General features: G+C 72.6%; 13 protein-coding genes, 1 pseudogene and 1 CRISPR repeat array (1 of these 15 running past the window's edge). Of the genes and pseudogenes, 11 read left to right on the top strand and 3 right to left on the bottom strand.

The window, feature by feature from the left end; genetic code table 11:
- Positions 1–477: a CRISPR direct-repeat array (repeat unit 29 nt; unit sequence GGGTCCATCCCCGCGCGTGCGGGGAGCAG); it reaches 40 nt to the left of the window's first position.
- Between the two features lie 356 nt (positions 478–833).
- The gene (locus tag ACYVOO_RS29675; RefSeq protein WP_461018807.1) at positions 834–1745 is read right to left on the bottom strand and encodes a LysR family transcriptional regulator; all 912 of its coding nucleotides are present in this window, start codon (positions 1743–1745) and stop codon (positions 834–836) included.
- A 158-nt stretch (positions 1746–1903) separates the two neighbouring features.
- Here ACYVOO_RS29675 and ACYVOO_RS29670 point away from each other — a divergent pair.
- Positions 1904–2239: pseudogene (locus tag ACYVOO_RS29670) on the top strand (alcohol dehydrogenase catalytic domain-containing protein); the annotation flags it as partial.
- A gap of 98 nt (positions 2240–2337) precedes the next feature.
- Positions 2338–3075 (top strand): zinc-binding metallopeptidase family protein, encoded by a 738-nt coding sequence (locus ACYVOO_RS29665; protein ID WP_461018806.1) that lies wholly within the window; start codon positions 2338–2340, stop codon positions 3073–3075.
- Here the strand turns inward: ACYVOO_RS29665 and ACYVOO_RS29660 are convergent.
- A complete protein-coding gene (locus tag ACYVOO_RS29660; protein WP_461018805.1) occupies positions 3070–3963 on the bottom strand; it encodes a carbon-nitrogen hydrolase family protein in 894 nt (297 codons plus the stop codon). The two genes, ACYVOO_RS29665 and ACYVOO_RS29660, sit on opposite strands and share 6 nt — an antisense overlap.
- A 223-nt stretch (positions 3964–4186) precedes the next feature.
- On the opposite strand from ACYVOO_RS29660, the gene ACYVOO_RS29655 reads away from it, so the two are divergent.
- From ACYVOO_RS29655 to ACYVOO_RS29640, 4 genes are all read left to right on the top strand, one after another.
- Positions 4187–5098: a LysR family transcriptional regulator gene (locus ACYVOO_RS29655; protein ID WP_461018804.1), complete on the top strand. Its 912-nt coding sequence runs from the start codon at positions 4187–4189 to the stop codon at positions 5096–5098.
- A gap of 129 nt (positions 5099–5227) precedes the next feature.
- Positions 5228–6589, top strand: a complete 1362-nt coding sequence (hisD, locus tag ACYVOO_RS29650; protein ID WP_461018803.1) for a histidinol dehydrogenase — start codon at positions 5228–5230, stop codon at positions 6587–6589.
- A gap of 89 nt (positions 6590–6678) precedes the next feature.
- Entirely contained in the window at positions 6679–7938 is a 1260-nt protein-coding gene (locus ACYVOO_RS29645) for an RNA-guided endonuclease InsQ/TnpB family protein (protein WP_461018802.1), read from the top strand.
- Positions 7935–8159 (top strand): hypothetical protein, encoded by a 225-nt coding sequence (locus ACYVOO_RS29640; protein WP_461018801.1) that lies wholly within the window; start codon positions 7935–7937, stop codon positions 8157–8159. Before ACYVOO_RS29645 ends, ACYVOO_RS29640 begins: the two co-directional genes overlap by 4 nt.
- 4 nt (positions 8160–8163) lie before the next feature.
- Here the strand turns inward: ACYVOO_RS29640 and ACYVOO_RS29635 are convergent, their stop codons facing one another.
- Positions 8164–9162 (bottom strand): LacI family DNA-binding transcriptional regulator, encoded by a 999-nt coding sequence (locus ACYVOO_RS29635; RefSeq protein WP_461018800.1) that lies wholly within the window; start codon positions 9160–9162, stop codon positions 8164–8166.
- A gap of 224 nt (positions 9163–9386) precedes the next feature.
- Between ACYVOO_RS29635 and ACYVOO_RS29630 the strand changes: the two genes are divergently transcribed.
- From ACYVOO_RS29630 to ACYVOO_RS29610, 5 genes are all read left to right on the top strand, one after another.
- Positions 9387–10526, top strand: a complete 1140-nt coding sequence (locus tag ACYVOO_RS29630) for a cupin domain-containing protein (protein WP_461018799.1) — start codon at positions 9387–9389, stop codon at positions 10524–10526.
- Positions 10527–10531: 5 nt separating this feature from the next.
- A complete protein-coding gene (locus tag ACYVOO_RS29625) occupies positions 10532–11293 on the top strand; it encodes an alpha/beta fold hydrolase (protein ID WP_461018798.1) in 762 nt (253 codons plus the stop codon).
- A 73-nt stretch (positions 11294–11366) separates the two neighbouring features.
- Positions 11367–12677 carry a histidinol dehydrogenase gene (gene hisD, locus ACYVOO_RS29620; RefSeq protein WP_461018797.1) on the top strand — a complete coding sequence of 437 codons (1311 nt, stop codon included), beginning with the start codon at positions 11367–11369 and terminating at the stop codon, positions 12675–12677.
- Entirely contained in the window at positions 12674–13468 is a 795-nt protein-coding gene (locus tag ACYVOO_RS29615) for an SDR family NAD(P)-dependent oxidoreductase (RefSeq protein WP_461018796.1), read from the top strand. The genes hisD (ACYVOO_RS29620) and ACYVOO_RS29615 overlap by 4 nt, the downstream gene beginning before the upstream one ends.
- Positions 13465–14315 (top strand): HpcH/HpaI aldolase family protein (locus ACYVOO_RS29610; RefSeq protein ID WP_461018795.1); only part of this gene is annotated, 851 nt, incomplete at its 3' end. The genes ACYVOO_RS29615 and ACYVOO_RS29610, both read left to right, overlap by 4 nt.

The following is a 14315-nucleotide window of genomic DNA, read 5'->3' as shown; positions in this document are numbered from 1 at the left end:
GAAGATCTACCGCACGTCTGCGGGTCCATCCCCGCGCGTGCGGGGAGCAGGGCCGTTATGAGTGGATGCGTGTCCGCCCAACGGGTCCATCCCCGCGCGTGCGGGGAGCAGGCAACGCCGTAGGCAGGCGGGCAGGCGATGGTGGGTCCATCCCCGCGCGTGCGGGGAGCAGACCGATGGGCAGAGCGACAGGTGCCCGAACAGGGGTCCATCCCCGCGCGTGCGGGGAGCAGACCGATGGGCAGAGCGACAGGTGCCCGAACAGGGGTCCATCCCCGCGCGTGCGGGGAGCAGGCCGCCCACCATCATCAGTCCGGCCAGCCCGAGGGTCCATCCCCGCGCGTGCGGGGAGCAGGCCTACGGCATGGCCGACGGCAGCGACGCGCAGGGTCCATCCCCGCGCGTGCGGGGAGCAGCTGTACGACTCCGGGAAGAACGCCTCGAAGGGGGGTCCATCCCCGCGCGTGCGGGGAGCAGTCTTGCTGACCTGGGCGTTTAGTGGTGGGCGAAGCCAATCTGAGCAACAAGTGGAGACTCGGACATTTCCACCACCCGGTCGAGCGTCGCCCTCACACGTTCCCTGGACGCAGAGTACGTACAGGAGGCCAGTCGCGCCCAGTCATGACGCTGCTCGTAGATCCGGGTGCGCACGACGCGGGGGCGACCCCGGTTCGGATGGGGCACCTCGCCCTGTCCGCGTGCAGTGCGATCGTGCGATATGGCTTGGCTATGTCTCTGCGGCCGGGTCACCGCGTCATGCCCGCCAAGGTAGCCAGACCATCAGAGGCCCGGTAGAGGATCTCGCTGAACCTGGATGTAAGCGATGCGTATGGCTACCGGGCGGCTGCGAGATTGTCGGCGAGGCGGAGGAGGTCCGCGCTCAGCGGGGAGTCCATGCTCCATACCGCCTCGAAGGAGATCTGCACCTCGCGCCCCTCGTCCGTCAGCGGCCGGTGGGGCACGTCGGGCGAAGAGAGCTTGGAGCGCGGGACCATCGCCGATCCCAGGCCCAACTTCGTCCACTCCTCCAGGACTTGGTATCCGGCGGCCTCGCCCGGATAGGTGCGCAGGGGCATCTCGCGTGCCTGGAAGAGCTGTGTGGTGAACGTGGTCAGGCCGCAGGTGTCCGGGACGAGGATGAACCGGCCCTTGCCCGCCTCTTCGAGTTCGAGAGGGGCGGCGTCGCCGGGAGTGCCGGAGTCGGCGGCATCGGCGTCCGGGGTGACGACGACGATCGGCTCGACGTCTACCACCCGGTGCTCAAAGCGCGGCATCGCGGCCACGGCCGGGATCAGGATGATGTCGAGACGGCCCGCCACCAGATCCGCCCGCAGCTCCTGCATGTTGGCCTCGCGCAGCACCAGGCCACGGGGTTCGGGCAGTTCGCGGACCATGCCGAACATCCGCGCCACCAGGGGCGGACTGATCAGCGGTGAGACGCCCAGGCGGATCTTGTGCTCGCCTGGCCCCGTCAGCCGCTTGGCCTCCGCCGCGACGGCGTCGAGCGCGGACACGGCACGCTCGATCAACGGCAGGATGCGGTCGCCGAAGGCGGTCGGGGTCACCCCGCGCGGCGAGCGGTCGAACAGCTTCTCGCCCAGGCGCTCCTCCAGCTTGGCGATCCCGTTGGACAGAGCGGGCTGCGTGACTCCGTAGGCCCGCGCGGCGGCGCTGAACGACTTCGTCTCGGCGACCGCCTGCGCGTACCTGAGCCCCTCGGTGTTCACCCGGTCGGCCATAGCCATGCCTTATCTCCGCATTCACTGATCTGCCCTACCGGGCACGTTCGCCTGTTTCTACGGTGGGACGTCGCAGATCCAACATAACCAGAAGCTATACGTCCAGCGTACGCCGACGTCCTCAGCGCACGCCCCGCACGGGCGGGACCGAAAGGAGAACCGCCATGGCCGTGACCGAGCCCCGGGGGGGGCCGCTGCGGCCCGTCGACGTGCCGGTGGAGTCGCCGGGGCCCGGCTGGGTGCGGGTGTCCGTCGTGGCGAGCGGGGTGTGCGGCGCCGACATCGGCACGGCCGCCGCCACGGGAGAGGGCGCCGTCTTCCCCGTCTCCCCGGGGCACGAGGTCGCCGGGACCGTGGTGGAGCTGGGCGAACGCGTCGAGGGGTGGTCGGCCGGGGACCGCGTGGCCGTCGGGTGGTCCGGCGGGAGCTGCGGGCACTGCGCGTACCGCCGGACCGGCGATGTCGTCCACTGCCCCGAGCGGCGGATCCCCGGCCTGTCCTACCCCGGCGGCCACCGGTGTGCGTCCCACCGTCGAAGGATGGGGCTGGAGCGCACACCCCGGCCGGAACCCCGCGCGCCCGGCACATCGTCCTGGCCATGCCCCCGGCCCTCGCCATGGAGCGCGTCGGCTTCGGCGGCGCGCTCGGGGAGGACCTGGCCGCTCTCGCCCGGTCCACCCCGGTGTGGATGGGCACCACGGCCAAGGTCGTCGCCGAGTACGCCGCTCCTTTCTGGCGCGAACAGGGCCTGGCCGGGGCCGCGTTCAGCAGGACGGGGGCGCTGCGGGAGGTCCACGACGTCGTCCTCGAAGCCGGGCACGCGGTCAACGTCATCCCCGACACCGCGCGTGCCCGCTACGAACTGCGCGCCCGCACCACAAGAGACCTCGCCCATGCCCGTCGACGGGTCAGGGCCTGCCTGGAGGCCGCCGCCCTCGCCACCGGCGCCGAGCTGGAACTCACCCCGCACGGAGCCGACTTCGCCGACCTGCGCCAGGACGAGTTCCTCACCTCGGCATACACGCGCGCGGCGCGGGCCCTGGGCCGTGCGCCGGTGGACCGACGGGGCGAGGTCATGGCCTCCACCGACATGGGCAACGTCTCCCACGTCCTGCCCGCGCTCCACCCCACCATCGGCTACGACACCGGCGGCGCCCTCCACCACACCGCGCCCTTCGCCCGGTACGGCGACTCGCCGGGGGCGGACCGTGCCGTGCTCGACGCCGCGACCGCCCTCGCCCACGTCGGCGTCGAGCTGGCGACGGACGCGGCACAGCGGGAGCGGTGCCTCCGGCTGCTCACCGACCGTCGAGCAGCGGCCGTACCCCCGTCATGACGGCCGAGGCAGCTCAGGGGCGGCGCCGCGCCGCCAGCGCTCGGGGTCGATGCGACCCGCGTAGAGGGGGAGTTCGAGCGGTGCCTGGCCCTCCGTGAACGGGTCCCACACCCGGGTGAGACCCGCGGTCCCCCGCGTGCGCACCCGGCGCGCCTCGGCGAGGTCGAGCACATCGCTGACGACCTCCTCCGGTCCAGGACCGGCCTCGGCGCGCGGGTTCCCCTCGGGGTCCACGACGACGCTGCGCCCGACGCCGTCCGGCGCCGCCGCGTTGAGGCTGGCCATGAACACCTGGTTCACGATCGCGTTGGCCCGCGCCAGCACGACTTCCTGCGCGCGGTCGACGGTGGGCGTGCGCACCAGGTTCAGTACGAGGTCGGCGCCCTGCCACGCCAGGTGGCGGGTTGTCTCGGGGAACCACGCGTCGTAGCAGATCGTCAGGCCCACGCGTCCGTGGCCCTGCACGTCGAAGACGACGAAGCTGCCGCCTGCCGCCGTGGTCTCGTAGGGCCGCCAGGGGAAGATCTTGCGGTACTCCGCGACCCGCTCGCCCGTGGGCGCGTAGACGGGGGCCGTGTTGTAGACCCGCCCTTCGGCGCCCAGTTCGTAGACGCTGCCGGGCACCAGCCAGATGTCCAGTTCGCGGGCGAGAGCGGCCAGCCGGGCACCGCGCGGCCCGTCCAGCGGCTCGGCCGCCGCGGTCATCACCGTCCCGGGGTCCTCGTCGGGCCGGTGGCCGCACAGGTGCAGTTCCGGGTACGCGAGCAGCCGGACCCCGGGGTGCGCGGCGGCGACGCGGCGCACGTCAGCGGCGAACGCGTCCGGCTCTTCGGCGGCGTGGTGGCGTGCGGCGGTCTGGACGAGGCCGATCGGCAAGGGTGTCGTCATCGCTTGGGGCAGCCTTCCGCGCTGGGTGACGTCCAGGGGCGCGGCCGAGCCAATCATCGCGCCGTCCACGGGACAAGACACCTTCGTCCTGCGGCATCCACAGGACGAACCCGGGGGCTGCCGCACCGATGCCCGCCCGGCCCCCGTCCCGGAACACCGTGGTAGAACGAGGATCGTCGCGTCCCTGACGCGGATCACCGACTCGACAGGACACAGGGAACCCATGACCCTCAACCAGCTGAGGGCCTTCGTCGAGGCGGAGCGGCTCGGGTCGTTCACCGCGGCGGCGCGGGCCATGGACATCGCCCAGGCATCGGCCTCCGAACTGGTGCGCCGCCTCGAAACGGAACTGGACGCCGAGCTGTTCGCGCGCGGCAGCCGCACCCTGACCCTGACCTCGGCGGGCCAGGAACTGCTGCCGTACGCGCGGCAGGCGCTGGAGGCCGCCGAGAGCGGGACCCGCGCGGTGCGCTCCCTGGGCTCGCTGGGCGGGGGAACCGCCACGTTCGGCGTGCTCCGCAACGCGGACTACTACCTGCTGTCCAACCTCGTGCAGATGTTCCACGCCCGGTACCCGTCCGTCCGGGTCCGGCTCGTGGGCCAGAACTCGGCCGAGACCGCGGCGGCCGTGGCGGCGGGACGGATCGAGGCTGGCCTGGTCGTCCTGCCCATCGACGACGAGGGGCTGACGGTGACCCCGCTGCTGCGCGACGAGGTGTTCTTCGTCAGCGCCAGCGAGGAGAGAACCCGCGCGCCGGTCACGATGGAGGACTTCGCCCGGGCGCCCCTCGTCCTCTACGACGCGCACTACGGGTGGCAGGACCCCACCCGGCGGCAGCTCGCGGAGCGGGCCCAGCTCGCCGGGGTCGGCATCGACCCGCTGATCGAGCTGGAACACGTCGAGGCCGCGCTGGGCCTCGTGGCCGCGGGGGTGGGCGACACGATCGCCAGCAGGGCGGTGACCGCCGGCTCCGCGTTTCCCGCCGGGCTGCGCACCGTCCCGTTCGCCGACCCCCTCTACGACACGATCGCCCTGGTCAGACGGCGGGGGCATCCGCTGTCGCGGGCCACGAGGGAGCTGGCCCGGATCGCCGAGGACACCCTGCGCGAGCTCCGCACCGACCTCGGCGGCTGACCGGCCGGGCGCACGGGTGTGTGCAATGCGCGGGGGCGGGACACAGGGGGGGGACACAGGGGAACCCTGTGGTTCGGACAGGAATCACCCCTCTAGTCCTGTGGCAGCGCGGCGTCTAGCGTCCTCGCCATGCAGATCACGCACGCCGAAGCACAGGCCCTCCCCCCGCTCCAGTGGCTCAAGAAGCCGTCCGTGGACGGTCCGCCAGCGCAGCGCGACCCCGCGGTGGTCGAGCGGGTCTCGCGGATGCTGAAGGAGATCGAGACCAAGGGCATGGACGCGGTACGCGCCTACGCCCAGGAGCTGGACGGCTGGTCGGGCGCCCTGGAGATCGAGGCCGCCGAGCTGAAGAAGTCGGGGGACGCGCTCCCCCCGGACGTCCGCACCGCACTGGAGATGGGGTACGAGCGCACCCACAGGTTCGCCGCCGCGCAGCGCGAGCACCTGACGGACTTCGAGACCGAGGTCGCCCCCGGAGTCGTCGGCGGCCAGCGCTACGTTCCCGTCTCCCGCGTCGGCGCGTATCTGCCCGCAGGGCGCTTCCCCCTGCTGGCCAGCGCCTTCATGACGGTCAACGTGGCGAAGACGGCCGGGGTCCCGACCGTGCTGGCGTGCACTCCCCCGTCCGGCGAGCACGGCGCGCATCCCGCCGTGCTGTACGGCGCCTACTTGTCGCACGCCGACCGGGTGTTCGCGCTCGGCGGCGTCCAGGCGCTCGGCGCGATGGCCTTCGGGCTGCTGGGCGAGGCCCCGGTCGACATGCTGGTCGGCGCGGGCAACGCGTTCGTCACCGAGGCGAAGCGGCAGTTGTTCGGCCGGGTCGGCATCGACCTGCTGGCCGGTCCCTCCGAGGTCGCCGTCATCGCCGACGACAGCGCCGACCCGGTGTGGGTGGCCGCCGACCTGCTGGGCCAGGCCGAGCACGGCCCCAACTCCCCCGCGGCGCTGATCACCACGTCCGAGCAGCAGGGGCGTGCCGTGATCGCGGAGGTGGAGCGCCAGCTGGAGTCCCTGGCCACCCGGGACATCGCGGGCCCGGCGTGGCGCGACTTCGGCTCCGTCATCGTCGTGGACGACCGGGACGGCGCCGTCGCCGTCGCCGACGTGATCGCTCCCGAACACCTGGAGATCCAGACCGAGGACGACGACCACTACCTGGCGAACCTGTCCAACTACGGCTCGCTGTTCATCGGGTCGTGGTCGACGGTCGCCTACTCCGACAAGGGCATCGCCGGTACCAACCACGTGCTGCCCACGGGCAAGACCGCCCGCTACAACGCGGGGCTCTCCGTCTCGCGCTTCCTGAAACCGCTGACGTACCAGCGGGCCGCGAAGGAGGGGACCGCGTCGCTGGCACCCGCCGTCGAGCGCATCTCGGCGTTCGAGGGGTTGGCGGCCCACGGCGCCACGGCGACGCTCCGCATCGACCGGATCGGGCGCACCTCCGGTGCGTTCGACGACGTTCCGGCCGCCCTGCGCGACCAGCTCTGACGCCCTCGTGTGCGGAGGCGCCGCGTGGGCTGCTGGTCGCCGGAGCTGGCGCCGGGTCCGACATGAAATAAGTCTGTATGGTTTGTGCTGTGCAGCTCAGGTACGGGTTCCGCCTGTACCCGAACGGCCCTCAGTGCGCGGCGCTGGCAAGGGCGTTCGGGTGCGCTCGGGTGGTCTTCAACGACGCGCTTGGCGTCCGCGAGGACGCCCGCACGGCCGGGCTGCCGTTCGTCACCTTGGGCGATCTGTCCAAGCGGCTCACCGCGTCGAAGAAGACGCCGGAGCGAGCATGGCTCGGCGAGGTTTCCTCGGTAATCCTCCAACAGTCCCTTCGGGACCTGGACGCCGCCTACCGCAACTTCTTCGACGGTCTCAAGGGCAAACGCCCGAAGACGGGACCGCCCCGCTTCAAGTCCAAGCGGGACAACCGGCAGGCGATCCGCTTCACCGGGAACGCCGGATGGAAGATCACCCACGGCGGAAAGCTGCGCCTGCCGAAGGTCGGCGATGTGCCGGTGAAGTGGTCACGTTCCCTGCCGTCCATCCCGACCACGGTGAGCGTCATCCGGGACAGTGCGGGCAGGTACTTCGCGTCGTTCGTCGTGGAGACCGGCTCGGAAGAAGTCCTGCCCCCGGTCACACCCGAGATCGGCGTCGACCTGGGACTGGGGCACTTCGCGGTCCTCTCGGACGGCACGAAGGTCGGCAACCCGCGCTTCCTGCGTAGGGCTGAGAAGCAGCTCACGAAGGCTCAGCGCGCCCTGTCACGCAAGGAGCGGGGCAGTGCCAACAGGACGAAGGCCCGGCTCAAGGTGGCCCGCGCTCACGCACGGGTCGCCGACGCGCGGCGCGAGTTCCACCACCAGCTCTCCACCAAGCTGATCCGCGAAAACCAAGCCATCGCGGTGGAAGATCTGACGGTCAAGGGACTCGCCCGCACACGCCTCGCCAAGTCCGTGCACGATGCCGGATGGTCGCAGTTCGTGACCATGCTGGAGTACAAGGCCAGCCGGTACGGGCGCACCTTCATACGTATCGGCCGGTTCGAGCCGACCTCTCAGCTCTGCTCGGTCTGCGGCGTCCAGGACGGCCCCAAACCCCTGCACGTCCGAGAATGGACCTGCAAGGAATGCGGGGCCCTCCTGGACCGGGACATCAACGCGGCGGTCAACGTCGCGAAGGCGGCTGGACTGGCCGTGTCAGCCTGTGGAGCGCGGGTAAGACCGGGACCCGTCCCGGCACAGCGCGATGAAGCAGGAACCCGCCCGAAACCGCGCCCGACAACGGCGCGGCAGACGGGAATCGCCCACCTTCAGGTGAGCGAGGATCTCAAACCGCGTCCCGCATGATGTTCTCGCTGGCCGGACGCGGCGATGCCCCCGCCGCCTTCGCCCGCACCTCACGGGACGGAGTGCCCCGCAACGCGGTGGCGGCGTCCGCCGTGCTCGTCGGCGTGGGCGTGCTGCGGCAGCGGCGGTCGGCAGGGCCGGGCCGCGCCGACGGTGCCGTCCCGGCGCCCCCGTCCCGGAACCCGGAGCAGCGACCAGAACGGACGGCACCCCGGCCGTGACGGGTCAGCCGGCGCGGGCGTGCGTGGCGCGGGGAACGAACTCGGTGCGAAGGACCAGGCGTTCCCCGGCCGGGTCGACGTCCTTGGTGATCCGCCGGACCAGCAGGCGCGCCGCCTGCCGCGACAGCTCCCGCAGATCGTGCCGGACGGTGGTGAGCCGGAACACCTCCCAGGCGGCCATCGGGAGGTCGTCGAAGCCGATGACGGTGAGGTCGTCGGGGACCTTGACCCCGGCCGCGAGGGCCGCGTTCAGGACACCGATGGCGATGACGTCGTTGCCGCAGAACACGGCCGTGGGCGCCTCGTCCGCCTCCAGCAGCGCTGGCAGCGCGCGGTATCCGGTGTCGTACTCGAACGCTCCGCGCACCACCCGGTCCTCCGGCAGTCCCACGCCCGCCTCGGCGAGCGCCAGCCGGAAGCCCATCTCGCGCTCGCGCCCCGTGGTGGTGTTGGCCGCGCCGAAGACACCGGCGATGTGCCGGTGCCCGAGGGACACGAGTTCCCGGGCGACGAGCCGCCCGCCGCCCTCGTTGTCCACGACGGAGGCGAAGTCGCCTGCCCGGCCCGTGTCGCGGTTGAGGAAGACGTAGGGCATGCCGCGCCGCTCCAGCTGTGCGGGCAGGCGGGAGTCGGTGGTGGTCGTCGCGAGGACGACGCCGTCCATCGACTGGTCCAGCAGCTTCTCCTCCGCGACCGCCTCGTCGGACCGCTCCGTGATCAGCATCATGCGGTAGCCGAGGCTGCTCAGCTCGTCGTGGAGCGGGGCGATGATGTGCGGGTAGAAGGGGTTCGTCAGATCGGTGACGATGACTCCGACCCGCCGTGTGGCACGCGTCGAGAGGGTGCGTCCGGCCTCGCTCGGCACATAGTTCAGCGCCTGCGCCGCGCGCTTGACCTTCTCGCGGGTGGCCTGGGACACGCGGGGGTCGTCGCGCAGGGCGCGGGAGACCGTGGGCTGCGAGACACCGGCCAGTCTCGCCACGTCGTGACTGTTGATCCCCATCGGCCCTCTCCTCGTCGCCACCGGCGCCGCGCACCGGCGCGCCCCAAGTCAGTAACCCCAAATCAGTATACGTATGCCGAATGCCGCTCCGCCGACCGCGCGGCCCCAGCCCTCTCCGTCTCGCGACACCCGGCTACCCGAAACAAGCTTGAGCATCCCCCTTGACATCCACACGGCCGACGCCTGTCATGGCGTACATACGTATTCACAAGTAAGGAGCGGTCATGTCCGATGCCGTCGTCACCCCCAGCGAGCTGGCCCGCCGAACGGTGCGCCGCAGCGACTTCGTCTCCTGCAACCGGGCCTTCATCGACTGCCGTACGCCAGGTTCCGACCGCAAGGAGAACTACGCGATGATCGGCCCTGGCGTCTCCCAGTCCGCCGACCAGCACGTCAACCTCCGGCTGCCGCACGGCTACAACATCGGCGCCGCCGCCATGCCGCACGGCATCACCAACAACCTGCACCTGCACTACACGGCCGAGGTGTTCATCTGCACCGGGGGCGAGTACCTGCTGCGCTGGGGTGTCGACGGCACCGAGGGCGAACTCACGCTCAGGGCGGGCGACATCGCCTCCGTCCCGACGTGGATCTTCCGCGGCTTCACCAACACGGGCCCCGACGACGGCTGGCTGTTCACCGTGCTGGGCATGGACGACACCGGCGGCATCATCTGGGGCCCCTCGGTGCTGCGCGAGGCACGGGACCACGGCCTGCATCTCACCACCGGCAACGACCTGGTCGACACCGTCGCGGGCGACCCCCTGCCGCCGGAGTCCGAGCTGGTCGGCCCCCTGGCCCAGGAGCACATCGACCGGCTGCGGCACTACACCCCCGAGGAGATGAGGCGCCGCATCGCAGCGGCGGACGAGCTGGTGTTCTCCGAGCACCCCTTCCTCGACAGCACCCTGCCCGGCGGCGGCGCCCGCCTGAGCTGCGTCATCGGCTACGGCATGACCGAGGACCCGCACCAGGAGCCCCGCGTCTTCAACCCGCACGGCCACAACGTCGCCTGGCTCCGCGCAGAGCCCGGCCAGGGCGTCTCGCAGCACCGCCAGCACGAGACGCAGACGCTGATCGTGAAGGACGGCCTGTGGGAGGTCACCCTCAACCGCACCGACCCCGTCCCGGTGCGGCTCGGCCCCCGCGACATGCTCTCCGTCCCGCAGGACGCCTGGCGCACCGTGCGCAACGTCGGCGACGGGCAGGGCGACATCCTCGTGGTCAACTCCGGCGACGGGCGGGTCCGTCTGGAGTGGGACGACGAGGTCCTCAAGAGCGCGGCGGACGCGGGCCTGGGCATCGACCACAACGGCTACGTCGCCCCGTACGCGCTGCTCCCCCGCTCGGCGCGCTCCTGGTGACCGGCGTGCAGCACACCGACACCGGGGAGGCCGGTCGGCCGCCGCTCGTCGTCGTGCCCGGGATGCTCTGCGACGCGAGCCTGTGGCACGACGTGGGCTTCCCCGAGGGCCACGACGTCCACCACGTCCCGCTGCGGCGGCCGGACATCGGGGCGCTCGCCGAGGACGTGCTCGCCGCGGTCCAGGGCCCGTTCGTGCTCGTCGGGCTCAGCCTGGGGGCCATCGTCGGCTTCGAGGCGCTGCGCCGGGCACCGGAGCGCGTCGCGGGCCTGTGCGTGATGGCGGCCAACTCGGGCGCGCCGCGCCCCGAGCAGTACGCGGCCTGGCGGGAGATGGACGGGCTGATCGCGGACGGGCGGTTCGCGGACGTCGTCGAGCGGACGCTGCCGGACATGTTCCCCGACCGCAGCGCCACGCCCGAGGGCGCACGGCGCTACCGCGACATGGCGCACGCCGTGGGCCCCGCCGCAGCCCGTGCCCAGCTCGCCGCGCAGGCGACCCGTACGGACGCGGCCGGAGCGCTGCGGACGGTGCGCTGCCCCACCGTGGTCCTGGCCGGAGCGCGGGACACGCTGTGCCCGCCCACCTTCCACCGGGTGATCGCGGACGCGGTCCCCGGAGCCCGCCTGACGCTGCTGCCCGACGCGGGCCACCTGCTGCCGTGGCAGCGGCCCGACGCGGTGAAGGGCGCGCTGCGCGAACTGGCCGCGGCCGTCACCGGAACCACCGGGACGGCGCCCCAGAGCGCCGCGCCCTCCGCCCCCTGAACACCCTCCGGACTTCCGAACTCCCCCTTCATCCCTCCCCCTTGCCCCTCACCAGCAGTGGAAGAGAGCCGTCATGCCCCGACACCTCAAGTCCCCCGTGCCAGCGGCCCAAGTGACCGCGGCCCGCGCCGATGTCGCCGAGCGCGTCCGCGTCATCCTCGACGACGTCCGTGAGCACGGCGACGACGCGGTCCGCCGGTACTCCGAGAGGTTCGACGACTGGAGCCCCGCGTCCTTCCGCCTGAGCCCCGACGAGACCCGGCGGATCGTCTCCCAGGTGCCCGGCACGGTCCTGGACGACATCCGCTTCGTGCAGCGGCAGGTGCGCACGTTCGCCCAGGCCCAGCGTGACGCGCTGGGCGACGTCGAGATCGAGACGCTGCCCGGCGTCCACCTCGGCCACCGGCACGTCCCCGTGTCCGGCGCGGGCGCGTACGTCCCCGGTGGCCGCTACCCGCTGACCGCGTCGGCCCATATGACGATCGTGACCGCCAAGGTGGCGGGCGTTCCGCGCGTCGCCGCCTGCACGCCGCCCATCCGGGGCGAGGTCCCCGCCGCTACGGTCGCGGCGATGCACCTCGCGGGCGCCGACGAGATCTACCTGCTGGGCGGCGTCCAGGCCGTCGCGGCGCTGGCCGTGGGAACCGGGACCATCGGGCGCGTCCCGATGCTCGCCGGCCCGGGGAACGCGTATGTGGCGGAGGCCAAGCGGCAGTTGTTCGGCGAGGTCGGCATCGACCTGTTCGCCGGTCCCACCGAGATCCTGGTGATCGCCGACGAGCACGCGGACCCGTTCGTCGTCGCCGTCGACCTGCTGTCGCAGGCCGAGCACGGCCCGGACTCCCCCGCCGTGCTGGTCACCACGTCCGAGGAGCTGGGCCGCGAGGCCGAGCGGCACATCGAGCGGCTGCTGCCCACCATGCCCACCCGGGACTTCGCCGCACCGGCCTGGCGCGACCACGGCGAGATCGTGGTGGCCGACACCCTCGACGAGGCGTTCCGGATCGCCGACTCCTACGCCAGCGAGCATGTGGAGGTGCTGACCGAGAACCCGCGCCAGGCGCTGGAGAAGATGCGGGACTACGGTGCGCTCTTCCTCGGCGAGGGCACCTGCGTCTCCTACGGCGACAAGGTCATCGGCACCAACCACGTCCTGCCCACGCGTGGCGCAGCCCGCTACACCGGCGGCCTGTGGGTCGGCAAGTACCTCAAGACGGTGACGTACCAGGAGGTCACCGACACCGCGTCGTCCGCGCTGCTCGGCGAGGTGTGCGGCCGGGCCGCGCGCGTCGAGCTGTTCGAGGGCCACGCCCGCTCCGGCGATGTCCGCGCCGCCAAGTACGGCGAGGGTGCCCTGCCGTGGAACGAGGAGGGCGCCGCATGACCGGCCCCACCCCGCCACTGGCGGACCGCGCCGCACCACTGGCCGGGCGTACCGCGCTCGTCACCGGGGGAGGCAGCGGCCTCGGCAGGGCCATCACGAGGTCGCTGCTCGCCGACGGGGCCCGGGTGGTGATCACGGGCCGCGACGAGGCCACGCTCAAGGAGACCGCGTCGCGGCTCGGCCCGCACGTCTCGCACCGTGTCTGCGACGTCTCGCGCCCCGACGACGTCGGGGAACTCGCCCGGAGCCTGGCCGGTGAGGAGATATCGGTCCTGGTCAACAACGCCGGGATCGCGGGCCCCGTAGCCCCGCTGACCGAGATCACCCCGCGGGACTGGGACGAGGTCTTCGACGTGAACGTGCGCGGGGTGTTCCTGATGTGCCGGGCCTTCCTGCCCGCCATGACCGCGCGCGGCGCGGGCGACATCGTCAACGTCGCCTCGGTCTCGGGCAAGCGCCCGCTGGCGCGGCGCACCCCCTACTGCGCGTCCAAGATGGCGGTCATCGGTCTCACGGCCACGCTGGCGGCCGAGGCGGGCCCTTCGGGCGTCACCGTCAACTCGCTGTCCCCCGGGCCCGTTTCGGGGCCGCGCATGGAGCGCAACTTCCGGCTGGAGGCGGAACGCACGGGCAGTACGTACGCGGAGGCCGAGCAGGCGTTCGTCGCCCGCTCGGCACTGGGCCGGATGGTCACCGAGGACGAGGTGGGCGAGGCCGTCAGCGCGATGCTGCGCATGCGCGGACTGTGCGGGGCCGACATCGACCTCTCCGCGGGGATGGTGGCACGGTGACGGCACGGAGCACGCCGCACCCGTCGCGCCGCAGCCTCAAGCGGCGCCTGGCGGACGGCGAGCGGCTGCGGGGCGTGCTGCTGCGGCTCCCCTCGGAGACGCTGGTGGAGATGGCGGGTGTCGCGGGGTTCGACTACGCCGTCATCGACTGCGAGCACGGACCGGCCGATACGGCGCTGCTCCAGCAGCACCTCACGGCCGCGGCGGCGCACGGGCTCGACGTTCTGGTCCGCGTGGGTTCGGCCGAACCGGCGCTCGCGCTGCGCTGCCTCGACCTGGGCGCCGCCGGGCTGATCCACCCGCACGTGGACGGCCCCGAGGACGCCGCGCGGGCGGTGGCCGCCAGCCACTACCCGCCGTGGGGAGAGCGGGGCTTCGCCACCTACAGCAGAGCGGGCCGGTTCGGCACGGTCACGGCGGCCGACCATGTGGCCGCGTCCCGCGAGACCCTGGTCGTGGCGATGGCCGAGACGCGGCGGGCCTGCGAAGCCGCCGACGCGATCGCCGCGACGGAGGGGGTGGACGCGGTCCTGGTGGGTCCCGCCGACCTGGCAGCGGACTGCGGCTTCCCCGGACCCGGCGTCGTCGACGGGCTGACCGCCCGCGCACACGACGCGGCACGGGCCAACGAGCGCGCGGTGATGACCATCGTGCCGGGTCTCGACGCCGCCCGGGCCGCCGAGCGCCAGGGGGCCCAGCTCGTCCTCTACAACATGGCCCACGTCCTCATGGACACCCTGCGCTCCCTGGCCGGGCCAGGAACGACGGGCGCGGCCGGGACGGCGGGCGCGGCCGGGACGGCGGGCGCGGCCGGGACGGCGGGCGCGGCCGGGACGGCGGGCGCGGC

Source organism: Streptomyces daliensis, from assembly GCF_054782395.1.
The sequence above is the reverse complement of the archived record's forward strand: the minus strand, read 5'-3'. Positions and strand labels throughout refer to the sequence as shown.